This window comes from Tolumonas lignilytica (assembly GCF_000527035.1).
Classification (GTDB): Bacteria; Pseudomonadota; Gammaproteobacteria; order Enterobacterales; family Aeromonadaceae; genus Tolumonas; species Tolumonas lignilytica.
On record NZ_AZUK01000001.1, the window covers coordinates 2,251,413 to 2,274,425 of the forward strand.

The 23,013-nt window shown below is 50.1% G+C and carries 20 protein-coding genes and 1 pseudogene; 9 read left to right on the top strand and 12 right to left on the bottom strand.

Translation table 11 applies throughout. The features are described from left to right. Positions 1-46 precede the first annotated feature (46 nt). Entirely contained in the window at positions 47-400 is a 354-nt protein-coding gene (locus tag H027_RS0110555) for a hypothetical protein (RefSeq protein ID WP_024872424.1), read from the bottom strand. 222 nt (positions 401-622) lie between these two features. Between H027_RS0110555 and hemN the strand changes: the two genes are divergently transcribed. The 5 genes from hemN to ptsP all read left to right on the top strand — a co-directional run bounded on the left by hemN (position 623) and on the right by ptsP (position 7,701). Continuing rightward, positions 623-1,996: an oxygen-independent coproporphyrinogen III oxidase gene (hemN, locus tag H027_RS0110560; RefSeq protein ID WP_024872425.1), complete on the top strand. Its 1,374-nt coding sequence runs from the start codon at positions 623-625 to the stop codon at positions 1,994-1,996. 212 nt (positions 1,997-2,208) lie between these two features. Further along, positions 2,209-3,585 carry an L-serine ammonia-lyase gene (locus H027_RS0110565; RefSeq protein WP_024872426.1) on the top strand — a complete coding sequence of 459 codons (1,377 nt, stop codon included), beginning with the start codon at positions 2,209-2,211 and terminating at the stop codon, positions 3,583-3,585. Positions 3,586-3,819: 234 nt separating this feature from the next. Continuing rightward, the gene (locus H027_RS0110570) at positions 3,820-4,857 is read left to right on the top strand and encodes a PTS fructose transporter subunit IIC (protein ID WP_024872427.1); all 1,038 of its coding nucleotides are present in this window, start codon (positions 3,820-3,822) and stop codon (positions 4,855-4,857) included. An 18-nt stretch (positions 4,858-4,875) separates the two neighbouring features. After that, a complete protein-coding gene (locus tag H027_RS0110575) occupies positions 4,876-5,175 on the top strand; it encodes a PTS fructose transporter subunit IIB (RefSeq protein WP_024872428.1) in 300 nt (99 codons plus the stop codon). 33 nt (positions 5,176-5,208) lie between these two features. Continuing rightward, positions 5,209-7,701: a phosphoenolpyruvate--protein phosphotransferase gene (gene ptsP / locus H027_RS0110580; RefSeq protein ID WP_024872429.1), complete on the top strand. Its 2,493-nt coding sequence runs from the start codon at positions 5,209-5,211 to the stop codon at positions 7,699-7,701. Positions 7,702-7,742: 41 nt separating this feature from the next. On the opposite strand, the gene H027_RS0110585 is transcribed toward ptsP, so the two are convergent. Then, positions 7,743-8,597, bottom strand: coding sequence for a helix-turn-helix transcriptional regulator (locus tag H027_RS0110585; protein WP_024872430.1), 855 nt, complete (start codon positions 8,595-8,597; stop codon positions 7,743-7,745). 207 nt (positions 8,598-8,804) lie between these two features. Between H027_RS0110585 and H027_RS0110590 the strand changes: the two genes are divergently transcribed. After that, positions 8,805-9,332, top strand: a complete 528-nt coding sequence (locus H027_RS0110590; RefSeq protein ID WP_024872431.1) for an outer membrane lipoprotein — start codon at positions 8,805-8,807, stop codon at positions 9,330-9,332. A gap of 46 nt (positions 9,333-9,378) precedes the next feature. Here the strand turns inward: H027_RS0110590 and H027_RS0110595 are convergent, their stop codons facing one another. The 5 genes and pseudogenes from H027_RS0110595 to H027_RS0110615 all read right to left on the bottom strand — a co-directional run bounded on the left by H027_RS0110595 (position 9,379) and on the right by H027_RS0110615 (position 13,794). Continuing rightward, the gene (locus H027_RS0110595) at positions 9,379-10,287 is read right to left on the bottom strand and encodes an ROK family protein (RefSeq protein ID WP_024872432.1); all 909 of its coding nucleotides are present in this window, start codon (positions 10,285-10,287) and stop codon (positions 9,379-9,381) included. Between the two features lie 75 nt (positions 10,288-10,362). Then, positions 10,363-10,680: a PTS lactose/cellobiose transporter subunit IIA gene (locus tag H027_RS0110600; RefSeq protein ID WP_202593441.1), complete on the bottom strand. Its 318-nt coding sequence runs from the start codon at positions 10,678-10,680 to the stop codon at positions 10,363-10,365. Positions 10,681-10,689: 9 nt separating this feature from the next. Further along, positions 10,690-12,068 (bottom strand): annotated as a pseudogene (locus H027_RS17740) (glycoside hydrolase family 1 protein). A 76-nt stretch (positions 12,069-12,144) separates the two neighbouring features. Next, complete coding sequence (locus H027_RS0110610) at positions 12,145-13,464, bottom strand: PTS sugar transporter subunit IIC (protein ID WP_024872434.1); 1,320 nt, start codon at positions 13,462-13,464, stop codon at positions 12,145-12,147. A gap of 24 nt (positions 13,465-13,488) precedes the next feature. After that, the gene (locus H027_RS0110615) at positions 13,489-13,794 is read right to left on the bottom strand and encodes a PTS sugar transporter subunit IIB (protein ID WP_024872435.1); all 306 of its coding nucleotides are present in this window, start codon (positions 13,792-13,794) and stop codon (positions 13,489-13,491) included. Positions 13,795-14,037: 243 nt separating this feature from the next. On the opposite strand from H027_RS0110615, the gene H027_RS0110620 reads away from it, so the two are divergent. From H027_RS0110620 to H027_RS0110630, 3 genes are all read left to right on the top strand, one after another. Beyond that, entirely contained in the window at positions 14,038-15,345 is a 1,308-nt protein-coding gene (locus H027_RS0110620) for a PTS sugar transporter subunit IIC (protein WP_024872436.1), read from the top strand. A gap of 112 nt (positions 15,346-15,457) precedes the next feature. Further along, positions 15,458-16,444: a LacI family DNA-binding transcriptional regulator gene (locus H027_RS0110625; RefSeq protein WP_024872437.1), complete on the top strand. Its 987-nt coding sequence runs from the start codon at positions 15,458-15,460 to the stop codon at positions 16,442-16,444. 95 nt (positions 16,445-16,539) lie between these two features. Continuing rightward, positions 16,540-17,034: a hypothetical protein gene (locus tag H027_RS0110630; RefSeq protein WP_024872438.1), complete on the top strand. Its 495-nt coding sequence runs from the start codon at positions 16,540-16,542 to the stop codon at positions 17,032-17,034. Positions 17,035-17,069: 35 nt separating this feature from the next. Here H027_RS0110630 and H027_RS0110635 read toward each other — a convergent pair whose 3' ends face one another. The 5 genes from H027_RS0110635 to glnA form a co-directional block, all read right to left on the bottom strand. After that, the gene (locus H027_RS0110635; protein WP_024870569.1) at positions 17,070-18,038 is read right to left on the bottom strand and encodes an IS30 family transposase; all 969 of its coding nucleotides are present in this window, start codon (positions 18,036-18,038) and stop codon (positions 17,070-17,072) included. Positions 18,039-18,240: 202 nt separating this feature from the next. Further along, positions 18,241-19,665 carry a nitrogen regulation protein NR(I) gene (gene glnG / locus H027_RS0110640; protein ID WP_024872439.1) on the bottom strand — a complete coding sequence of 475 codons (1,425 nt, stop codon included), beginning with the start codon at positions 19,663-19,665 and terminating at the stop codon, positions 18,241-18,243. Between the two features lie 14 nt (positions 19,666-19,679). Next, positions 19,680-20,732 carry a nitrogen regulation protein NR(II) gene (glnL, locus tag H027_RS0110645; RefSeq protein WP_024872440.1) on the bottom strand — a complete coding sequence of 351 codons (1,053 nt, stop codon included), beginning with the start codon at positions 20,730-20,732 and terminating at the stop codon, positions 19,680-19,682. 97 nt (positions 20,733-20,829) lie between these two features. Next, positions 20,830-21,363 carry a DUF4124 domain-containing protein gene (locus H027_RS0110650; RefSeq protein ID WP_024872441.1) on the bottom strand — a complete coding sequence of 178 codons (534 nt, stop codon included), beginning with the start codon at positions 21,361-21,363 and terminating at the stop codon, positions 20,830-20,832. A gap of 107 nt (positions 21,364-21,470) precedes the next feature. Next, positions 21,471-22,880, bottom strand: a complete 1,410-nt coding sequence (gene glnA, locus H027_RS0110655) for a glutamate--ammonia ligase (protein WP_024872442.1) — start codon at positions 22,878-22,880, stop codon at positions 21,471-21,473. Positions 22,881-23,013: the final 133 nt, after the last annotated feature.

A 23,013-nucleotide genomic window follows, 5' to 3' on the forward strand; every position in this document is an offset into this window, starting at 1 on the left:
TTCAGAAACAGCCTGTGACACCCTGCCACCACGCTGACCAAGTATCTTACTGCCCGATTTTCTGGCTGACTTTATTTTCCTGCTGGTTCAGTTTGATTTGTTCCTGCTTGGTCAGATGGCCGTTGTGTTGTGCTGCCATACGACGTTCTTCGCGGCGGATATGGCGATCGGCTGAATGCAGTTTGGCTGCCTGTGGGTTGGTGAGATCACCTTCTTTGCGTTCTGTGTTGATCCGATGCGCTTGATTGGTCAGACGAGCATTGACCTCAGCTCTGCGCGGATGTGTTTTTAACCATTCCGCTTTCTGCTGTGGTGTCATCTGTGCAGCCGCCGTATTGATAAAAGCAAATGCTGAGAGAGAAACAATAAGCCCTGTGGTGATAAGTTTTTTGATCGACATGATCGCTATTCCTTTCCGGTGAGAGTGGCCTTAGTTAAGCAAAGAGTCGGCAGTAAGGAAATGGTCAATATGTTCGATTATGTGGTGATGTGTTACGAAATGTTCGTCGTCTCTTCGGAGCTAATTTCACGTTACGGGTGATCTTTGCTTTTGGAAGCGGCGTACACCTGCTATAACGCTCAATGAAGTATCGTGACTTTTTTAATTTAGGTTGCCAAACCCATGTCTACACAGCATGTCATCTGGGATGACGCCCTGATCCAGAAATATAATTACAGCGGCCCGCGTTACACCTCTTATCCAACTGCACTGGAATTCTCCGAATCGTTTGGCTACCCGCAGTTTCTGCATGCGACACAACAATATCCGCAGCGGCCGTTATCGCTGTATGTCCATATCCCGTTCTGCCATAAGCTTTGTTATTACTGCGCCTGTAATAAAATCGTGACCCGGCAGCGGCATAAAGCAGAAGAATATCTCGGCTATCTGGAAAAAGAGATCCAGCAGCAGGCCAAACTGTTTGCCGGTCGCACCGTCAGCCAGTTGCACTGGGGCGGCGGTACACCGACTTACCTGTCGCATGAACAGATCGCCCGTCTGATGACCATGCTGAAAACGCATTTTCATTTTGCAGAGGAAGGCGAGTTCAGCATTGAAATTGATCCGCGAGAAATTACGCTGGATACATTGGATGTGCTGAAACAGGTAGGATTTAACCGCATCAGCCTGGGCGTGCAGGATTTTGACAAACGCGTACAGGAAGTGGTGAATCGTGAGCAGGATAATGATTTTATTCGCGCCATGATCCAGCGGGCGAAACAACTGGGCTTCCGCTCGACCAATCTGGATTTGATTTACGGTTTACCGCTGCAAACCCGCGAAAGTTTCCGTCACACACTGGAACAGATCGTGGCATTGCAGCCGGATCGGCTCTCCGTGTTTAACTATGCACACCTGCCGAGCCGCTTTGCCGGTCAGCATAAGATCAAAGAAGAGTTATTACCGTCCCCGGCGGAAAAACTGGCCATGCTGCAGGAAACCATTGAATACCTGACGGCACAGGGTTATCTGTATATCGGCATGGATCACTTTGCCAAACCCGATGACGAACTGGCCCAGGCGCAACGCGACGGTGTGCTGCATCGTAATTTCCAGGGCTACACCACGCAGGGGGATTGTGATCTGCTGGGGTTGGGCGTTTCGGCCATCAGCATGCTGGGCGATGCCTACTCACAGAACCAGAAAGAGCTGCAGGTGTATTACGAACAAGTGACGCAACTTGGTCATGCGCAATGGAAAGGCTGTGCACTGGAACGGGATGATTTGATCCGCCGCGATCTCATTAAGGCGTTGATCTGCAATTTCACACTGGACCCGCAGCAGCTTGAAGCCCAATACGGGATTTCGTTTGCCGACTATTTCGCAGAAGATTTAAAACTGCTGCAACCCTTTGTGAACGATGGTTTGGTGGTTATCGATAATCAGATCCTGCGGGTGACTGCGACCGGGCGCTTGCTAATCCGCAATATCTGTATGTGTTTTGATGTCTATTTGCGGCAAAAAGCACGGCAGCAGCAATTCTCCCGGGTGATTTAATATGAGCGCAGAAAAAGGGCAGACTGCCCTTTTTTTGTGCCTGTTGCTTCCCCATGATCAGGCGTTATAGCCTATCTTTAGAACAATTCTTTATTATCTCAGTGATTTGTAACGCATTATCCTGATTGTTTTGGTTGGCATATTATTTGTTTCTTTCAGGTGCGCTATCTTTAGTGTGTTTATCTGAAGTTAAAATAAAGACAGGATTTGTAATGACGCTTAGCTTGTTTGATCTCTTCAAAATCGGGATCGGCCCTTCCAGTTCGCATACCGTCGGCCCGATGAAGGCCGGTTATCTGTTCAGTCAGTTATTAGCACAACAAGCGTTGTTGTCATCTGTCACCCGGGTTCAGGTTATTTTTTATGGTTCGCTAGCCGCGACCGGAAAAGGTCATGGTACACCACCTGCCCTGTTACTGGGTCTGGAAGGGGCCTTGCCGGATGTTGTCGATCCTGACTGGATCGCCCCCCGCTATGCGGCATTACAGTCGGGAGCAGACTTGTGTCTGGCAGGATCGCATGCCATAGCGTTTGATGAACAGCGCGATGTGATTTTGCGCTGGGAGTGTTTGCCCCGGCATACCAATGGTCTGCAGTTGTTTGCCTTTGATGGCGCAGGGCAAACCGTACTGATGAAAACCTATTATTCGGTGGGCGGCGGTTTTGTGCTGGATGATGATGAGGTGGATCAACCTGCCTCATTGAATGAAGTTCAGGTTCCGTATCCGTTTGCTTCAGCAGCGGAGCTGTTAGCCTTGTGTCATCAACACCAGCTATCCGTTGCTGAACTGATGCTGGCGAATGAGCTGGTCTGGCGCAGTGATGCCGACATCGCGACAGGTATTGAGCAGATCTGGCAGACCATGCAACGCTGTGTTCAGCGCGGCATTCAGCAGCAGGGGGAATTACCCGGCGGTTTGCATGTTCGTCGTCGGGCTGCTCGTTTGCATGACAGTCTGGTGCGGCAGATGGGCTCACCGGGCTGGAATGCGATGGAATGGGTCAACCTGTATGCGTTGGCCGTGAATGAAGAAAATGCGGCCGGCGGTCGGGTAGTGACCGCTCCGACCAATGGTGCTGCCGGGATCATTCCGGCCGTCTTGCATTATTACATGCAGTTTTGTCCACAATTCAGCGCGTCGGCGTCAGCCGCCAAGGTGCAGGAGTTCCTGCTGACGGCTACAGCCATTGGTATTTTGTGCAAGTTGAATGCGTCGATTTCCGGTGCGGAAGTCGGTTGTCAGGGTGAGGTCGGGTCAGCCTGTGCGATGGCGGCGGCAGGGTTGGCGGCGGTCATGGGGGGCACCCCGGATCAGGTCGAGAATGCGGCGGAAATCGGCATGGAGCATAATCTGGGTCTGACCTGCGATCCTGTTGCCGGATTGGTACAAATTCCCTGCATTGAACGCAATGCGATGGCGTCGGTGAAAGCGATTAATGCGGCCAGTATGGCGTTGCGCGGTGATGGTCAGCATTTTATTTCCCTGGATAAGGTCATTGCCACGATGCGGGATACCGGCAAGGATATGCTCGACAAATATAAGGAAACCTCGCGCGGCGGATTGGCGATCAATATTACCGAGTGTTAAACGTGTCCTCAGCGGATCGGTTACGCCAACCGATCCGGTTTTGCTTTTTTATCCTATCTTTAAAGCGATAACGGCGGCTCCTGAAAATGGAAAGCCGATCCCAGTCACAAAGCCTTATTAATGTTACAAAAATCCAGTTGATGAGTGTTTTTTCCAATACCGTCAGCCCTTCAGGCTGGAATAATAAACGGTTTACAAGAATAACAATAATGACGAATGCAAATGGAGCCTTGTATGCGAGAACAGTTACAGCGCTATAAGCAGTATCTGCTGACTGGCGTATCTCACGTGATCCCGTTTATTGCCAGTGGCGGCATACTGATCGCGTTAGCTGTTGCTTTTGCTCCGATGACATCACTCGGCCCCTCATTTACGGGGTCACCCATACTCAAGCTGATTGTCGATATTGGCAATCAGGTCTTTGCACTGCTTCTGCCGGTGCTGGCGGGCTATATTGCCTACGCTCGGGCCGGCAAACCGGCTCTGGTGGCCGGGATGCTGGGCGGGCAAATTTCATCCACCATTCATGCCGGCTTCATTGGTGCGCTGGTGGCCGGTTTACTGGCAGGCTGGGTTGTCGAATTACTGAAAAAAATGCCGATCCCGAAAGCCTTTCGGCCATTAACGCCGATCCTGATTATTCCCATCTGTTCGGCGCTGATCATCGGTACGCTGATGTTTGAAGTGGTCGGTGTTCCGCTGGCCAATTCGATGGTTTTTCTGGCCGGCTGGCTAAAAGGCATGGGCACCGCCAATGCCGTGGTTTTAGGGGCTGTGCTGGGGGCGATGGTGGCGTTTGATATGGGTGGACCAATCAATAAGACGGCGTTTTTCTTTGGCTCCGCAATGATTGCCGAAGGCAATCCAACCATTATGGGGGCGGTGGCAACTGCGATTTGCATTCCGCCGCTGGGGTTGGGACTAGCCACCAAACTGAATAAAAAACTCTGGTCTGAGCAGGAGCAAGAGGCAGGGGCCGCTGCACTGGCCATGGGCTGTATTGGTATTACCGAAGGGGCAATTCCCTTTGCGGCTGCCGACCCATTACGGGTGATCCCGACTATCTGTTTCGGCTCTGCTATCGGCAGTGTGATGGCCATGCTGTCTGGAGTTGCCGACCATGCACCGCATGGCGGTCCGATTGTGTTGCCGGTCATTGATCACCGCCTGATGTATCTGGTTTCAATAGCATCAGGTGTGTTGGTCACTGCGATATTGATGAATTTTCTGAAAGCCCGTTCCGGTTCTCCGGTTGTGGCAAACCATGAATAGTGCAAGAGGAAAGACAGAATGAGAATTGTGGCGGTCACCGCTTGTCCCACCGGCATTGCCCATACCTACATGGCGGCAGAGAAGTTAATCGCAACAGCCAAAGAACTGGGCCATGACATTAAAGTGGAAACCCAGGGCGCCATGGGAATTGAAAATGAATTGTCCGTCCATGACATTCGGGCTGCCGATGCGATCCTGATGGCGATTGATATCGTCATTGAGGGGGAAGAGCGATTTGAGAATATGCGCGTCCTGAAAGTGCCGATTCAGGATGTCTTGAAAGATCCCAAGGCGGTATTTAAACGGTTACAAGCCTGATGATCCTGTTTTGGTTACCTGTGGGTGCACATTATGCCGTGTCATAAACTTGAATATCGCTGTAGTTTGCAACGCGGGTTACATGCCCGTCCGGCCACCCAGCTAGAGGCCGTGACTAAAGGCTTCAAGGCCACTATTGATTGGTGTAACCGCCGGAATGGCCGCTGCGCCAATGCCAAGAGCGTGCTGGCACTGTTAGGCACCGACACGCTGTTTGATGATCTCTGTGACATTACCCTGACGGGGAGTGATGCCCTCGAAGCCGCGCGCGTATTGCAGCATTTTTTGCACTATGAGCTTCAGGAAGATGTCGGCGCCGAAACCGAACTCCCGCCGCAGTTTATGCCACGCAGTTTACTGGCAACGAAAAGCGAATGGATCCACGGTCTGCCGGTCAGCCCGGGGATTGCGCAGGGGCAACTGGTACTCTTTGAATCGTCTTTATCATTGCCGAGCATTGCACTACCGCCGGAGACATGGGACCTGCGTCAGCGGTTGATCACAACGGCATTGATACAACTGCAACAGCAATTGGAGCTGCAACTCACCCAGGCGCAAGACCAGACCGCACAGGTACTGCAAGCCCATCTGGCGTTGGTGACCGACAGTCAGTTCCGCCAGATCTTGCAGGGTGCTTTACCTGATGCAGCTTCGGCAGCGCAAGCCATTTTACAAACGCAGCACTATTTTCAATCCCAGTTTCAACGCGCCGACAGCCACTATTTACGGGAACGGGAACTGGATCTGCGGGATGTCTGCCAGCAATTACTCGCCTTACTGTATCCCACCTGGGTTCAGGAGAGCTGCACTTTAGCGCAAGCCAGTGTTGTGCTGGCGACAGAGCTGACACCGAGCCAGTTTCTGCGCCTGGATAAATCTTATCTGCGGGCTCTGTTGCTGACACACGGTGGGGCGACCTCGCATACCGTCATTTTGGCCCGGGCGGCGGGTATTCCGGTCTTGACCCGTCTGCCTGAAACGCGATTACGTCAGACGGTCGGGTTACCGGTGATCGTAGATGCGGAGCTGGGGATCTGTCTGGTACAGCCCGATCAGATTGCGGAGCGTTATTATCAGTTGCATCAGCAGATACGGCAGCAGCGTCAGCGTGTGCTGGCACAACAAAGTCTGAGTCTGGCATGGAGTGCTGATCGGCAGCGTCTGGAAATTGCGGCCAATATCAATTCACCAAGCGAAATGTCTCAAGCGCTGGCCGCCGGAGCGGAAGGGGTGGGTTTGTTCCGGACAGAAACGCTGTTTCTTGAGCGAGACACGCCACCCGATGAAGAAGAGCAATATCAGGCCTATTGCGCGCTATTAACGGCAGCCAATGGCAAACCGGTGATCATTCGTACCTTTGATTTGGGTGGCGATAAACCATTGAGCTATCTGCCGTTAAGTCAGGAAGCCAATCCATTTCTGGGTATGCGGGGGGTACGCTTATATCCACATTGTGAAGCGCTGTTTCGTACGCAGTTGCGGGCATTATTGCGCGCGGCCCCTCTGGGGGGGCTTAAAGTCATGCTGCCGATGGTGTCCCAATTAGACGAATTGATTTGGGTGCGGCGTTTGGTTGCAGAAGAGCAGTTAGCACTGCACGCGGCGCAAATTCCTCATGCAGCTTTTCCATTGGGCATCATGCTTGAGATCCCGGCTACCGCTTTACAGGTTCCGGTGTTTTGTGCACAGGCCGACTTTTTCAGTATCGGCAGTAACGACCTGACACAATATCTGTTGGCGGTCGATCGAACTAACCCGCAGGTTGCTCATTATTATCACTATGCGCATCCGGCCTTATGGTTGCTGTTACGGCAAATTGCAGAGCAGGCCCGATTACATGGCTGCTGGATTGGACTCTGTGGCGAGCTGGCGCGGGAGCGTCGTTTCCTGCCTTTGCTGCTGGCATTGGGGCTCAATGAGATCAGTCTGGTCACGACACAAATTGTCGAGTGTAAAACGCAGCTGGCACAACTGCATGCCGGACGATGCCGGCAATTGCTGGATCAGGTTTGTGAATGTGACAGCAGTGAACAGGTGCTGGCATTGCTGGTTGACAGCGATGTGTATGAACCACGCCCGATGCTGAGTAGCGACAATATGATCTTGCAGGCAGCGTGGATCAGCAAGGCGGAGGTACTGAAAGGCATGGTGGATCACCTCTGGCTGACGGGAAGAACCGCACAACCGTACTCGTTAGAAGAGGCACTCTGGACAAGAGAAGAGACTTATTCAACCGGTTTAGGTCATGGCATTGCACTGCCGCATGCGATGAGCGATGCGATTGAACACCCTGCCATTTCGATTTGTCGATTGACGCAGGCAGTCGATTGGGGCTCGCTGGATGGACAACCCGTTGATCTGGTGATCATGCTGACCTTGAGTACCCGGCAAGGCAAAGAACAGCATTTGCGGATATTTTCCCGGCTGGCCCGGAAGATCATGTATGAGTCATTCCGCCAGCAATTACGGCAGGCACCAGATGGTTCAGCGTTGTGTGCGCTACTGCAGGCAGAGTTGAAACTGTAAACCGCATGCGGGTTTCGTAGCCGCAGTAATCGGTGATTCGGCTATTTTTCCAGACGGTACTCGGTCGGTGTGCGGCCGGTTTTTTTCTTAAAGACTCGGCAAAAATAGTTGGTATCGCGAAAACCGCAGCGATGGGCGATTTCTTCCAGATGCATCGGATAACGGCGCAGCATGAATTTGGCGCGGTCAATACGCACATACACCATGTAATCGGCAAAATTCATGTGCCCTTGCTGACGAAACAAGCGGGACAAATGATTCGGGCTGATATTAAAGCGTTGTGCGACCGTTTCCCGGCTGATGTTCTTGTGGAAATTTTCCTGCACATAAATGCAGATCCGCTGAAATACGCTTTGCGCGCGCTGGTATTTTTCCGGCAGCGGCTGATGCAGCAATTCCTGTGTGAAGGTCAATACCGTTAACAGTTGCAGTTGCAGGCTGCGCGGGGTTTGCAGTCCGGATGACTGAAGATCGCTCAATGCCTGCAACATGCTGTGTACCGGGCTTTTAGCCGAGAGCGGGTAACTGTATTTCTGCACATCAATAAAATTTTGCTGCTGCTGACTCCAGTTCACCAGGCTCAGGCCCAGTTGTCGCCGACCGAACAGCAGACTGAGTACGCAGACATCTTCCTGCCAGACCGGTTTGTTCCAGCAATTGGCGGGGACATACAGAAACTGGCCGGTTGTCAGTCGCTGTTCAATTTTATCGCCATGATTATTGCAAAGGATGTTCTGATAATTGCCCGATAAAACCCATTCCAGCCGTGGAAAAGTCACCTGAAAAGCATACAGCGGCGGTGGGCAAGTGTCGTAGGCATACAGCAACTGATGCGTATGTTCTGACAGCTCTTCCTCGGTAATGGCACTAAAAATATCCTGAAATACCTGCTGCATGATCTATTCTCACGTAAGGTCGTACATATTGTAACGCAACAGATTTTACGCGGATTGCGTCTTGTTCGAGAAAGTTATATTGTTGCCGCGGATATTAACTGGGTCATGCAAATAACCGCTCAGTTAATTATCGGGGTTTCCGTAATAGCGCACCGTATTTTTATTTTATGAAGTGCGATGACCAAATTGTGTAAGGGAAGGGCTCGTATGAAATTCAAAGCATGTGTGGTTTTGAGCGTTGTTTCTGCAATGTTCGTCGCTTCGGGATGTGCTGACAACTATTCTGGCAATACCTATCAGGCGAATCGCGCAGGCATCGTACAGAACGTGAGTTACGGTACTGTCACTAATATTCGTCAGGTTACTATTCAGGATGACAGCAGCAATATGCCTATTGGCGCTGTTGCCGGTGCTGTTGTCGGTGGTCTGCTGGGTCATACCGTAGGTGGTGGCGCAGGTAAGAAACTGGCTACGGTCGGTGGTGTGGTGGCTGGTGGTCTGGCGGGTAACGCCATTCAGAATCAGACCGGCAAAACAACCGGTATGGAAGTCGAAGTTCGTTTGGATAATGGTCAAACCATCGCGGTCGTTCAGAAAATGGATCCGAACTTCCAGGTTGGTTCCCGTGTTCGCTTAGTGGATGCCGGTGGTCGTACTACCGCTTCTCTGGTCAGCAACGTCAACTCTGGCGCTGCACCGGTTGTGGTTCAACCAGCCTATACGCCAGTACAGTAAGTACAACCGCGTTTACACTAAAACCCGCCCAATGGCGGGTTTTGTTTTATGCGCTCATTCCCGGCAACCAGGCTGCACCACGAACGCCGCTGCTATCGCCGTGTTTTGCCTTCACAAGCTTGGTGTTGCATCGATCGGAAAAAACATAGGGCAGCAGGGCCGCAGGCAGATCATCATACAGCGAATCAATATTGGACAATCCGCCGCCGAGCACAATCACATGCGGATCAATCAGGTTAATCACGCTGCCTAGACTGCGGGCCAGCGCATCAATGAAGTGCTGATAGTGGGTGCTGGCATGATGGTCGCCCTGACCTTTGGCTGCCATAATGTCCGCCGCGCTGAACGCCGTGTCATAACGCTGATTAAAGCGCGTTGCAAAACCAGTCCCTGAGACAAACCGTTCGAGACAATTACTGCGGCCACAGTAACAAGGCTGTGAGGTGCCGTCCTGCTCTGGCGTATAGCCGGGCAGCAGGTTATGGCCCCATTCACCAGCAATAGCATTAGGCCCACTCAGGAGTTGTTTGTTGACCACGACACCGCCACCGCAGCCTGTACCCAAAATGGCACCAAACACGGTTTTTCCGTCTTTGCCGGCACCATCCACGGCTTCTGACAGGGCAAAGCAATCAGCATCATTGGCAAGCGACACTGGCTGTTCCAGCCGTGCTGCCAGATCGGCCTGTAGATCCTGCCCGTTGAGGATCAGAATATTGGAGTTTTTGATCCGGCCATTATCCGGGCTGATAGCACCTGGCAGCCCGATACCGACAGAAAAAGGAGATGGAAATTCAGTTCGGTAGTGATGAATTAAGGTCGTGACAGCATCCAGAAACGTGTCGTACTGCTGATTGGGCGTAGGGATGCGCTGGCGCAGCAGACAAGCCCCCTTATCATCTAACAACTGCGCCTCAATTTTGGTGCCGCCGATATCGAGACCTAATCGCAACATAATGTTCTCCGACGTAAAAATAAAAAAAACGGCATTCCGGCGGAAATAAACCGGAATACCGAAAGACGCATTTAATTAAACTCGGGCTGCGTTTTGTTTATACAGATCTACCAATTCGGTGATCAGTTCTTTGGCCAGAATTGACGTCATCAGGTGATCTTGGGCATGCACCATCACCAAGGTCATCTTGGTTTTGCCTTCGCCTTCATCCGCTTCTATCAGCTGGGTCTGTACCGCATGGGCTTCGCGGGCGTAGGTGTTGGCTTCCTGGAGCAGAGAATCGGCTTCGACGAACTGCCCCTGTTTGGCATGACGCAATGCTTCAAAGCACAAGCTGCGTGACTGACCGGCATTCACAATGATGCCCATGACTGCTTCTTCTAAATCCATCATTTTCTTTCCTCAGAAACCATGATTGCGGGAGACATTGGCGAACCATTCGCCACTCTTTTTAATCGTGCGCTGTTGGGTCGCCAGATCGAGTTGCACAAAACCGTAACGGTTTTTGTAGGCGTTACTCCATGACCAGTTATCGATGAAGGTCCACAGGTGATAACCCTTGCAGGCACAGTTTTCGCTGATCCCTTTGTGCAGCCATTGCAAATGATCGCGGACAAACTGGATGCGGTAGTCATCCTGGATCTGACCATCGACGAGGAATTTTTCCTCTCCCTCAACCCCCATGCCATTTTCAGAAATGTACGAAGGAATGTTGCCGTAGTTATCGCGCAGGTTGATCAGAATGTCGTAAATGCCTTTTTCGTAGATCTCCCAACCGCGGTGCGGGTTCATCTTGCGGCCCGGCATTTCGTAGTAGTCGAAAAACCACTCCGGCATGAATGGGCTGGCCGGATTGATGGCGTTAGCGCGGGCTTTGACCCGACGCGGCTGGTAATAATTCACACCCAGTAAATCGACTTTGCCTTGCACCAGTAATTCCGCATCACCGACCTCACAATGCGGCAATTGATCGTATTGTTTGAGCAGTTCAACCAATTCCGCCGGATATTCGCCTTTCACTGCCGGGTCGAGAAAGCTGCGGTTAAAGAACAGATCGGCAATCTGGGATGTTTTAAATCAGCGGGATGTTGTGAACGCGGATAAGATGGTGTCAGGTTCAGTACTATCCCGATCTGACCTTCCTGCTGCAGTGCGCGGTAGCGTTGTACGGCTTTCGCGTGCGCCAGCATGGTGTGATAAGCCACGGTTGCTGCACGGCGGAAATCGACCACATTCGGATAATGGAAGTCATACAGATAACCGCCTTCCACAGGCACGATCGGTTCATTGAAGGTAAACCAGAATTTCACTTTTCCACCGAACAGGCGGAAACAGGTTTCGGCATAATTTGCATAGGCTTCGACAACCTCGCGGCTTTCCCAGCCACCTTTTTCCTGCATGCATAACGGCATATCGAAATGGAACAGGTTGATGAAGGGCTCAATGCCATTGGCCAGCAGTTCATCAATGACATCGTTATAGAATTTGACCGCCAGCGGATTAACATCACCAGTACCGTCAGGGATCAGCCGGGCCCAGGCAATCGATGTGCGGAACGTATTGTGGTTCAATTGTTTCATCAGCTGAATGTCGCTGCGGAAATTGTCATAAAAGGTGGAGGTATCTTGCGGGCCGACCTGATTGAAAAAGCGGTTGGGTGATTCGTTAAACCACTGATCCCAGATGGTGGCTGATTTACCATCACGCAGGGTTGCTCCTTCAGATTGTGGACCGGACGAGGCGCTGCCCCACCAGAAATTTTCCGGAAAACGATACTGCATCATTATTATCTCGTTCAGAATTTCAGACGGTGTGCAGATGACAGGGGGGCAGCCATCCGCACGTTTTTACTTGGAATTAGGCTGCGACAGGTTCACCGGCCTGTGCTTCAGCGGCGCTTTCTTCTTCCTGTTTCAGTAAGGTCCGTTCGTAAGCTTTCAGGAACGGGTAGTACATCATTGCGGACATGACCATACATACCAGACACATGATCACCGGACTGAATGCCCAGTTGGCAGCCCAGGAGGCACCCAATGGGGCTGGGCTTGTCCACGGTGTCATGGAAACTACCCGAGCGACCAGACCCATGCTGGTTGCAATGTAAGCCAGCGTGGCATTGATCATCGGCACCAGAATGAACGGCAGGAAAAACACCGGATTCATGACGATGGGGGCACCGAACAGGATCGGTTCGTTGATATTAAACAGACCTGGAATGACGCCCATTTTGCCAATAGTACGCAGGTGGATGGCTTTACTGCGCAGTAACAAGAAGGCCAACGGCAGGGTAGAACCCACACCACCAATCAACAGATAGTGATCCCAGAAACCCTGCAGATAGATGTGTGGCAAGGCTTGACCAGCCGCTAATGCCGCCTGGTTGTCAGCCAGATTTGCCATCCAGAATGGGTTCATGATCCCAGTCACGATCAGGGCTCCGTGGATACCGGCAAACCACAGGATCTGGCAGATAAACAGCGAAATCAGAATGGCTGGCAGGCTATCAGATGCGGAAACCAGCGGTTTCACCACAGACATGATTGCTTGTGGCAGGATCATGCCGGTTTCACTTTCAATAAACAGATTCAACGGATGCAGTGTCAGAATGATCGCCAATACGGGGATCAGCACTTCAAATGAACGGGCAACCCCGGTAGGAACCTGTTCCGGCAAGCGGATCGTAATATTCTTCCGCTTCAGGAAGGCGTATAGCTCGGTGGAGTAAATAGCGCAAAGCAACGCAGTAAAGATCCCCTGGCCGGAGAAATACTGGGTAGAGATGGCACCATCTTTGATTGGGGCGGCCACCAACAGGAATGACATCAATGACAGCAGACCGGTCGTGATCGGGTCTAATTTATAGTGCCGTGCCAGACTGGCTGCAACACCGACAGAGATAAAAAATGTCATCACCCCCATACTGAGCTGGAAAGGCAGTAACAATTTATCCTGATAGGCCTTAGAAAAATCCAGCCAGGCGCGAGCAAAGCCCCATTTTGTTTCTGGATCAAACGGTGGGAAAATAAACACCAGCATGAAACTACCGACAATCATAAACGGCAGTGCGGAGATAAATCCGTCACGGATCGACGTGACGTATTTCTGTTGTCCTAATTTTGCAGCCAGTGGTGTGATTGTGTCTTCAATCATCGCCACCATTTTGTTGTATGCACTCATTGCATCATCCTTTGGCGTAGTATTTTACTTGATCAGAGACAGTGCAAAATCCAGCACTTTGTCTCCGCGTTGCATGCCGTAATCCGTCATTGCGATAGCCTCTACCGGAATGCCGTACGGTTTTGCCCGCGCCTGCAAATCTGCGAGCATGTATTTCACCTGAGGGCCAAGCAATACCGCCTGATACTTGGACACCTGCTCATCAAACTCCGCCGCACCGAATGCCTTGATCTCCACCGGTAACTGACGTTTTTCTGCTTCAGCCAGCATCTTTTTCACCAGCAAACTGGTCGACATCCCGGCGGAACAACACAACATGATTTTTTTCACAGCGAACTCCTCAACAACTCCAGTGAGGTCACTATAGCTTTCAGGAAAAAAATGGGAAACCGGTTACCCATTTGATCATTCTGTCTCTGTGAGTCGGATCACTGATCTTGAGAAAGATCCCCTCAAAATTGTGATCAATCTGGAAACTTGGGCTATGTAAGCGGTTGCCAGAGAGCACAATGATTGCATTTGAGAAGGAAGTGGTTAGTCTGCCTGCGGAATAAGCGAAGAAGCGAGGCGGAGATGGGTTCATACTGGATGCAACTGATGGTGTCAGCGATTGAGCAATGGATGACACCCGTCGCGCGTTATCTGACAAGAAGCCGTTATTTAATTGCGCTGCGTGATGGTTTTCAGTTAGCGATGCCGTTTGTCATTGTAGGAAGCCTGTGTGTCCCACTGCTGTATCCTCCGTTTCTGCCGGATAGTAAAAACTGGCTGGCGATCATCTGGAATCACCTGTCGATCGATTTGCGCCCGGTTTGGCTAGCGCCATATCAGATCACGTTGGGGCTCGTTTCGTTGCTGGTTGCATTTGGCATGGCGGCAAGTCTGGCGAAAAGTTATGGCTTACCGGAACGGTTGTCTGGTTTGACGGGCTCCGTCAGTTTTATGTTGCTGGCGGGTTTTTATCAAAATGGTGGCGTTGATGCCCGCTATATGGGTGGCATGGGGCTGTTCACCGCCATCATCGCATCAATTTATTCAATTGAAATAATTCGATTTTTTTATAACAAAAACTGGACCATTCGTGTTCCGGAAGAAGTTCCGCAAATTACGTCCAGCGGCTTTAAACTGATTATTCCACTGTTTTTTATTTTGATGAGTCTGACGCTACTCAATTTGTTTTTGCAGCAACATTTCGGTGCAGTGTTTCCCGTGTTGGTCGAAAAACTATTCCGCCCAATGATCATCGCTTCTGACAGTCTGCCGGCTGTCTGGCTGTCATTATTGGTCTGTAACCTGCTATGGTTTATGGGCATTCATGGCGCATTGCTGATCACCGGTATTATGTATCCGTTTTGGATGTCTAATATTCTGGACAATCAGGCTGCTCTGGCTGCCGGGCGGGTATTGCCACATATCTATCTGCAGGGTTTCTGGGATTTTTATCTGCTGATCGGCGGTGTTGGCTCGACATTACCCTTGGCTTTCATGGCCTTGCGTAGTCGTTCAGAGCAGCTGCGCAGCGCCGGCAAGCTCGGTGTGTTGCCGTCACTGTTTAACATCAACGAACCGATCCTGTTTGGTTTTCCTATCATCATGAACCCCTTATTTCTATTACCCTTTTTGCTGGCGCCATTGGTTAATGCTACATTGGCGTGGTATCTGACGGAATGGGGCTGGCTCGACCGGTTTGTCGCGATTTTGCCTTGGTCTATGCCATCTCCGATTGGTGCGGCCTGGTCTGCCAATGGTAGTTGGCGGACGGCCTTAATGAGCGTGCTGGCATTGGCTAACGCCTGGATCATTTATTATCCCTTCTTCAAAGTCCACGAACGCATGTTACTGGAGAATCGGCGAGCCATGATGCAGAAAAAAGGCTATTAGCTACATTTGTGACTATAATAATGGATATTTAGGAAATCGGTTTCCAGCTTGTGCTTTCATCGAAGTGCCGACTTTGGCATACTGAGTGCAGCACTGTTAGAGGCAAAAACACATGACCACAATTCTCGATGTATGCAGATTGGCCAATGTATCAAAAGCAACCGTATCCCGGGTGCTGAGTGGCAACCGGAAGGTCAAAGAAGATACCCGGGACGTGGTGATGCGTGCTGTGGAACAACTGAATTATCGCCCTAATCAACTCGCCCAGACTCTCGCCACCAAGATCAGCAACACAGTTGGCGTCATCACCAACGGCTTAACCGACAGTCAACTCGGGCAGATATTACGCCAGCTAGATGCGGCATTATGGGGGCAGGGGCGTAGTTTTATACTGGCCAATGGCGTGGATAGCTGCGCCTCTCTGACCGACAAATTGAACTTTCTGGCTTCCCGACATTGTGATGCTATTTTGCTGGTCGGCAAAAATTACGATTCCCGCTGGTTTGATGAGCTGGATGTCAGTGAATTTCCCCCGTTACTTACCATGAACCAGACATTAGATGAAATTGATGGGGTGCAATTTGATCAGGCGTTGACCGCTGAATTGGCCTGCAATTATCTCTATTCTCATGGCCATACCCAGATTGCGGTATTACTGGAGTCTGGACATGGCGGTGAACGGATGCTGCAGGGATATCGTCATGCATTGGAAAATCGCAGTCTGCCATTCAACAAGCAAATGGTGGTACAACGTGCCGATGGTACAGATGCGATCAGTATGCTGATCAATCGCTACATTCCCTTTACGGCCGTACTGGTGCCTGATGATCATCAGGCGATAGAAGTGATCCGGACCTTATCGCAATATAACATCCAAGTTCCGCAGGAAGTCTCGGTGATCAGTTTAATGACCGGAATTGAAGGGGAGCGTTATACCCCGGCAATAACGGGTTTCGAGGTTCCTGAAGAAAAAATGCTGCAATCATTATTACGCCTGCTGGATGATGTCATCAAAGGCGGTGGTGAAGGGGGAACTGATGTTACCCGTGAATTCATGGGAAAATTAGTGATCCGGCAGTCGGTCAGAACGCTTGCATAGCCATCACAGCATTTATTTTTGATCGCATATCATTTATTTAGAAGGCGTGCATGTAATAATAGCGCCTCACCTTTTTACTATGGCGTCAGGGCGTAATGAGACAGTTCTGTCGTATTGGATTCTTGATCCTTGGGCTCACAGCGAGTTCATTTGCATTTGCCAAACCCATTTCTGTACGCGATTTTGTTAGTCAGTTTATGGAATTACAGCTGGAAAAAAACCGTGCTAAGGCCAGTCAGGCTGAAGTTTTCAGTTTTATTTCTCAGCAATTTATTCGCGAAAATAAAATCAATGTGAATACGGTTTATTTAAATTCATATCGGCCTGACCGATATGAAATTCTGGCCAGTACTGAAAATCGGGTTGATGTAAAAATATATAACGATGTCTGCATTCGTCATGGGGGCTGTCCTGGCGATCACATCTTGCGGATAGCCCTTGTTCATGAGGGGGATCATCTTGCTATTCTTCCGTATGGTTATGCCAAGGGAAGCAAGTATCTCGATTTCTGGTGGCAAGACATTCAAGGGAAATATGAATTGCCAGAAAGCCATATCTGCCCAACTGCTCCAGCGCAGCAAAAAAACTAAGACACCGTAGCTTCAAGTTTGAAGTGCGACATAGCTTAACGATACTCACGGATAAATTCCTCCGGGGTTTTAAATCCAAGCACTTTCCTTGGTCTCGTGTTTAATCTTCTGGCTATGTCGCTGCAATGCCGTTGACCTAACAACGCCATGCTTTGCTTTTTGGGGATGTATTGTCTGATCAGACCATTGGTGTTTTCGTTGGTTCCTCGCTCCCACGAATGATACGGCGTCGCAAAGTAAAAGTCACAACCGTGGCTACGTTCTAACTGCTGATATTGGTTAAATTCAGTGCCGTTGTCGGCTGTGATGGTTTTAAATGGTAGGCCCGTTTCTTTGATCAGCCAACCGACTCGTCTGTTCAGGCTTTCTGTTGTCCGATCATCCAGTTGGCCTATGAGGGTATAGCGGCTTTGTCTTTCTACCATCGTGACTAGGCAATGTTTACTGCCGTGTCCAATGACTGTATCGATTTCCCAGTGTCCGAACTCTTCTCGTTCGTTCACTAGTGTAGGGCGTTCGCTGATATGCCGTTTGGCTGCTACTCGCCCTCGGCTGTCTTTGCTTCGATAGCGTTTACGTCTAATTTTCGGCGACTGTCTCAGGTATTGCCAAAGATTGCCGCCTTCATTTTTATCAGCCCAGACATGCTGGTAAATCGTTTCATGGCTCATCACCGGATAGCCTTTGTAACGAAAATAGCCAACGATCTGTTCTGGACTCCAATGCAATTTCAGTAAGGCATCAACCAGCAGAAAGTCCATGTGATCATACCGTTTGTTCCTTCGGGCTTTCTTTGTTCTTACCCTGACTTTTTGCTGGGCTCGCGCTGGTTGGTAACTATAAAGCTGGTCATAATTGCACCATCGGGAGTTTCGTTCCACTTCCCGGTAGACCGTACTTCGGTGACGACCTAAGGCTTTGGCGATGGATGCGACAGTCAGTCCTTGCTTTCTCAAGGCTGACAACATATATCTTTCATTCTCAGTGAGATGTGTGTATTTCATTGGCTTTTCACTTCTTGGCGGGAGTAAAAATCCTGAGTATCACATCTCGCTGTTTTTATGTTTAAAGTTGTCGCACTTCGTAATTGAATCCGCCCACAAACCGAGTGCAATAATCGAGACGTAAACAAAAGGCACTACTCTTGTTCAGACTTTGCGTTTTGAACAGCGTAGTGCCTTGGTCGTGCAACTGAGTGGATAACGATTAATTCATGTCCAGCTCTTTCAGTTTGCGCGTCAGGGTGTTGCGACCCCAGCCCAATAACCGTGCAGCTTCCTGCTTATGACCGTGAGTATGTTGTAATGCGGTATTCAACATGATGCGCTCAAATTCAGGCAATGCTTCAGAAAGAATATCGACCTCACCCCGGGCCAGTTTCTGCGCTATCCATTGCTGTAATTGATCCTGCCAGCGCAGGGAGACCGGTTCTTTACCCGCCGTTGGCCGCTCTTCAACCGGGTTCAATAATTCAGGCGGTAAATCAGAAACCAATACTTCCTGACCCGAAGCCATGACCGTGAGCCAACGACACACGTTTTCCAGTTGCCGCACATTTCCAGGCCAAGGCAGACGGCTGATATAGGATTCGGTATCCGGATGCAGCATCTTGGCTTCAACATTCAGCTCTTTGGCAGCCCGCAACAGGAAGTGCTGCGCCAGTTTCGGAATGTCTTCGCGACGTTCGCGCAGTGATGGAATATGAATGCGGATCACGTTCAGGCGGTGGAATAAGTCTTCACGGAAGTCGCCATCCGCAACGCGCTTTTCCAGATCCTGATGGGTTGCGGCAATGATACGAACGTCTACCTGTATCGACTGATGACCACCAACCCGGTAGAACTGACCATCGGCTAAGACACGCAGCAGGCGAGTCTGTACTTCCAGTGGCATATCCCCAATTTCATCAAGGAACAGTGTTCCCCCGTTGGCCTGTTCAAAGCGGCCCTGTCGAACGTTGTTGGCACCGGTGAACGCCCCTTTCTCATGCCCGAACAGCTCTGATTCGATCAGATCTTTGGGGATCGCGGCCATATTCAGCGCAATAAACGGTTTGGCTGCGCGCGGGCTGTGACGATGTAAGGCATGTGCAACCAGTTCTTTCCCCGTACCGGATTGACCATTGATCAATACAGAAATCGATGAGCGCGCTAAACGGCCAATGGCCCGGAAAACCTCCTGCATTGCAGGAGCCTCGCCGATAATTTCGGGTGCCGTTGTTGCCACCTGCTGACGAGCCCGGCGTTTATTCCGTTGCTCCCGCAGATGACTTTCAGCACGCTGCACCAGCGCGACAGCCTCGTCAATATCAAACGGTTTTGGTAAGTATTCAAATGCACCGCTCTGATAGGCATTAACCGCACTGTCTAGATCAGAATGCGCCGTCATGATAATAACCGGGATATCCGGCTGTTTTTCCTGGATGAGCTGCAATAAGGAAAGCCCATCAATACCAGGCATACGAATATCCGACACAATTACATCTGGAATACTCTGGTTATTATCCAATGCCGCCAGCAGACTTTCGCCATCTTCAAATGACAGACATTCGAAGTGTTCTGCACTCAGGGCTCGCTCCAGAACCCAGCGGATAGAGCTGTCATCATCGACAATCCATACTTTGGCTGCCATGGTGTTTATCCTTATTACTTACGAAGCGGTAGATAGATACAAAATTCAGTATGTCCGGGCCAGCTGACACATTCGATACGGCCTTTGTGTTGGTCAATCAGATTTTGCGCGATGGACAGACCAAGACCTGTTCCACCTTCTTTGCCTGTTACCATAGGGTAAAACAGGGTGTCACGAATATTTTCCGGAATGCCTGGGCCATCATCAATGATGCGAATTTCGGCGGCCAATCGATAACGCTTACCATGGATCGTGATCTGGAATACGGTGCGGGTCTTTAGTTTGATCGTGCCATGACCGTGCATTGCCTCAACCGCATTTCTGACAATATTCAGAAATGCCTGCTGCAACTGCTCTTGTTCCATTTCAAAATCAGGGATACTGGGGTCGTAATCCCGTTCAATGGTGATCCCCGGTGGTAGCTCCATCTCCACCAAGCGGCGAACCTGTTCCAGAACAGAATGCACATTGTGTACCTGGTGTCGTCCTGGCCGTTGCGGTCCTAACAGCCGGTCGACCAGATTACGCAATCGATCTGCTTGGGCAATAATGATGCCGGTATATTCTTTTAATTGCTCATCGGGGAGCGCTTTTTCCAGCAACTGTGCCGCGCCGCGTAAACCACCCAACGGATTTTTTATTTCGTGGGCGAGACCCCGAACCAAATCTCGGGCTGCCAGTTGTTGTGCATGCTGCTGTTGTTCCTGACTGATACGCTTTTGCTGATCAATCTTTCGCATTTCCATTAAAGCAAACTGTTCCTGATGGTCATAAACCGCGAGCACGCTGACTTCCACACTGCGCGGTTCATTTTCAACGACCAGCGTCACTTCATTATCAGTGAAGCCTTGTCCTTGTTGCAGGCAATGCCGTAAACGCTCCAGATCCAGTGAGATATAGTCAACCACCTGTTCCAGCGCGTGATCGAGCAATCGGCGTGCACTGACTCCCATCAGTTGTTCTGCCGCCGGATTGACATATCGGACAATCAGATGTCTATCCAATAAAATGACTGCAGTCAGCAAATTATCCAGCAGTAATTTTGATAAGTCAGGGCGGTTATTCACAGTGTACTCTCCCAGATACAAATTGCACCAATATGGCGCTCTCTGTTGTTTTTACTGGTGCATCCAAACCAGAACAGTGCTTCCATTCTGGGTCCAATTACCTTTTGGCTGTGACCCGGAACAGATAAACAGTAATTGATTCGGATGATGCAAGTATCTTGCCGTCTTTTGAGAGCAATTCGGTTCGCAACTGATGTGCACCACGATCAATGTTGGTGGCCTGACAATGGAGTGTCTTTGCATCACAAGGATAGGATTGCGCATCAATGTAAAGCATCAGTTTGGCTGACTCGACGGCAAGTTCTGGCGTGATCTGGGTTTGCACAGAAATTTTCCCTTCATTGTCTCTAATGGTTTCCCCTGGCAACGGAGAGGAGATACTCAGGCTGTAATTGGGGGCAGTCTCTTTTGGTTCAGGGGTATTTTTATCAACGATGGGATTGGGATTATTGACGGGAGGATTGGCAATTTCCACTTGTTTGCTTTGTGTCTGTTTGCCTGCGACCGGAGTGTCACTGAAATGCGTGACGCCATTGGCATCGGTCCAGTAATAGACGGTTGTGTTCTCATCGGCAGCGTGTACGCCCCAGGATAACCCCAACATCAACCAGATAACGGATATGATTTTCATAGTGCTGCTCCCTGCTTCCTTGTTATTGATAATACAAATGAAACATCAGATTAAATCATAACCAAAAAAAAACCCGCCGGAGCGGGTTTTTTCAGAAACGTGGTGACTTACACAGAGTAGTACAGTTCGTACTCAACTGGGTGTGGAGTCATACGCACGCGATCCACGTCGATAGTCTTCAGCTCGATGTAGGCATCGATGAAATCGTCAGAGAATACGCCGCCACGAGTCAGGAACTCACGGTCTGCATCCAGAGATTTCAGAGCTTCGTCTAAAGAACCACAAACTTGTGGGATCTTAGCCGCTTCTTCTGCTGGCAGGTGGTACAGATCTTTGTCTGCCGCATCGCCTGGGTGGATCTTGTTGATGATACCGTCCAGACCAGCCATCAACTGTGCAGTGAATGCCAGGTATGGGTTAGCTGCTGGATCCGGGAAGCGAACTTCGATACGAGCAGCTTTCGGGCTTGGTACCACTGGGATACGGATAGAAGCTGAACGGTTACGAGCAGAGTAAGCCAGCATAACTGGTGCTTCATAACCAGGAACCAGACGCTTGTAAGAGTTGGTTGATGGGTTAGTGAATGCATTGATGGCTTTAGCGTGCTTGATGATACCGCCGATGTAGAACAGAGCAGTTTCTGACAGACCACCGTACAGGTCGCCAGAGAACAGGTTCTTGCCATCTTTACCCAGAGACTGGTGGCAGTGCATACCTGAACCGTTGTCACCAAACATTGGTTTTGGCATGAAGGTTACAGTTTTGCCGTAAGCATGAGCTACGTTATGGATAACGTATTTCTGAACCTGAACTTCGTCCGCTTTCTTAGTCAGCGTGTTGAAGCGGGTAGCGATTTCGTTCTGACCAGCAGTTGCTACTTCGTGGTGGTGAGCTTCAACTACCTGACCCATTTCTTCCAGGATCAGACACATTGCAGAGCGCAGATCTTGTGATGAGTCAACTGGTGCTACTGGGAAGTAACCACCTTTAACGCCTGGACGGTGACCTTTGTTACCACCTTCGAAAGACTTGCCTGAGTTCCATGCAGCTTCAGGATCGTCGATCTTGAAGAAAGAACCACTCATGGTGTTTTCGAAACGAACGTCTTCAAAAATGAAGAATTCTGGTTCTGGTCCGAACAGCACGGTGTCAGCGATACCGCTTGCTTTCAGGAACTCTTCAGCACGTTTGGCAATAGAACGTGGGTCACGATCGTAGCCTTTCATGGTTGCAGGTTCCAGGATGTCACAACGAATGATCAGAGTAGACTCTTCGGTGAATGGATCCATCAGGGCAGTAGTTGCGTCAGGCATCAGAACCATGTCTGATTCGTTGATACCTTTCCAGCCAGCGATTGAAGAACCATCGAACATTTTACCGTCTTCGAAGAAATCTTCGCTAACCTGGTGGGCAGGAATAGAAACGTGTTGTTCTTTACCTTTAGTATCAGTGAAACGCAGATCAACGAATTTAACTTCGTTTTCTTTGATCATGTTCAGAACATTTGCAGCGGACATGCTAGCTAACCTCCGGTGTCATTAAAATCAGATAGCGATATTAAAAAAATTCTTTTCGCTAAGCAGCAAGAAATGCGCCAACTTAAAAACTCTATAGTTAATAAGGATTAACTGCGAATTACCCTAAAATACA

What these genes read in the sequence shown, in the direction of transcription:
- H027_RS0110555 (WP_024872424.1), bottom strand. Translation starts at nt 400, where the DNA reads ATGTCGATCAAAAAACTTATCACCACAGGGCTTATTGTTTCTCTCTCA.
- hemN (WP_024872425.1), top strand. Translation starts at nt 623, where the DNA reads ATGTCTACACAGCATGTCATCTGGGATGACGCCCTGATCCAGAAATAT.
- H027_RS0110565 (WP_024872426.1), top strand. Translation starts at nt 2,209, where the DNA reads ATGACGCTTAGCTTGTTTGATCTCTTCAAAATCGGGATCGGCCCTTCC.
- H027_RS0110570 (WP_024872427.1), top strand. Translation starts at nt 3,820, where the DNA reads ATGCGAGAACAGTTACAGCGCTATAAGCAGTATCTGCTGACTGGCGTA.
- H027_RS0110575 (WP_024872428.1), top strand. Translation starts at nt 4,876, where the DNA reads ATGAGAATTGTGGCGGTCACCGCTTGTCCCACCGGCATTGCCCATACC.
- ptsP (WP_024872429.1), top strand. Translation starts at nt 5,209, where the DNA reads ATGCCGTGTCATAAACTTGAATATCGCTGTAGTTTGCAACGCGGGTTA.
- H027_RS0110585 (WP_024872430.1), bottom strand. Translation starts at nt 8,597, where the DNA reads ATGCAGCAGGTATTTCAGGATATTTTTAGTGCCATTACCGAGGAAGAG.
- H027_RS0110590 (WP_024872431.1), top strand. Translation starts at nt 8,805, where the DNA reads ATGAAATTCAAAGCATGTGTGGTTTTGAGCGTTGTTTCTGCAATGTTC.
- H027_RS0110595 (WP_024872432.1), bottom strand. Translation starts at nt 10,287, where the DNA reads ATGTTGCGATTAGGTCTCGATATCGGCGGCACCAAAATTGAGGCGCAG.
- H027_RS0110600 (WP_202593441.1), bottom strand. Translation starts at nt 10,680, where the DNA reads ATGATGGATTTAGAAGAAGCAGTCATGGGCATCATTGTGAATGCCGGT.
- H027_RS0110610 (WP_024872434.1), bottom strand. Translation starts at nt 13,464, where the DNA reads ATGAGTGCATACAACAAAATGGTGGCGATGATTGAAGACACAATCACA.
- H027_RS0110620 (WP_024872436.1), top strand. Translation starts at nt 14,038, where the DNA reads ATGGGTTCATACTGGATGCAACTGATGGTGTCAGCGATTGAGCAATGG.
- H027_RS0110625 (WP_024872437.1), top strand. Translation starts at nt 15,458, where the DNA reads ATGACCACAATTCTCGATGTATGCAGATTGGCCAATGTATCAAAAGCA.
- H027_RS0110630 (WP_024872438.1), top strand. Translation starts at nt 16,540, where the DNA reads ATGAGACAGTTCTGTCGTATTGGATTCTTGATCCTTGGGCTCACAGCG.
- H027_RS0110635 (WP_024870569.1), bottom strand. Translation starts at nt 18,038, where the DNA reads ATGAAATACACACATCTCACTGAGAATGAAAGATATATGTTGTCAGCC.
- glnG (WP_024872439.1), bottom strand. Translation starts at nt 19,665, where the DNA reads ATGGCAGCCAAAGTATGGATTGTCGATGATGACAGCTCTATCCGCTGG.
- H027_RS0110650 (WP_024872441.1), bottom strand. Translation starts at nt 21,363, where the DNA reads ATGAAAATCATATCCGTTATCTGGTTGATGTTGGGGTTATCCTGGGGC.
- glnA (WP_024872442.1), bottom strand. Translation starts at nt 22,880, where the DNA reads ATGTCCGCTGCAAATGTTCTGAACATGATCAAAGAAAACGAAGTTAAA.